This window comes from Xylophilus sp. ASV27 (genome assembly GCF_016428875.1).
Classification (GTDB): Bacteria; Pseudomonadota; Gammaproteobacteria; order Burkholderiales; family Burkholderiaceae_C; genus Xylophilus.
On sequence record NZ_JAELTO010000280.1, the window covers coordinates 1 to 437 of the forward strand.

Annotated in this window: 1 protein-coding gene; it reads right to left on the minus strand. The window is 67.3% G+C overall.

Features of this window, described 5'->3' with window-relative positions; translation table 11 throughout:
- Positions 1-95 precede the first annotated feature (95 nt).
- The coding region (locus JHD63_RS22875; protein WP_198973108.1) for a 2-oxo acid dehydrogenase subunit E2 at positions 96-437 on the minus strand (342 nt) is incomplete at its 5' end.

Genomic DNA, 437 nt, shown 5'->3' on the forward strand with positions numbered 1-437 from the left:
CGCCGGGCTTGACCAGTACTTCGATCACGCCCACCTCGGCGAAGTCGCCGATGTCGGGCACCTTGATGTCGATGATTGCCATGGGTGCGGTCTCCTTACAGCAGCACGCGGCGGAAGTCCGCCAGCACCTGCCCGAGGTAGGCGTTGAAGCGCGCGGCCAGGGCGCCGTCGATCACGCGGTGGTCGTAGGACAGCGACAGCGGCAGCACCAGGCGCGGCTGGAAGGCCTTGCCGTCCCACACCGGCTTCATCGCGCTCTTGGACAGGCCCAGGATGGCGACTTCCGGCGCGTTGATGATCGGCGTGAAGTGCGTGCCTCCGATGCCGCCGAGCGAGCTGATCGAGAAGCAGCCGCCGCTCATGTCGCCGCCGCCGAGCTTGCCGTCGCGCGCCTTCTTGGCCAGATCGCCCATTTCCTGGCTGATCTGCAGGATGCC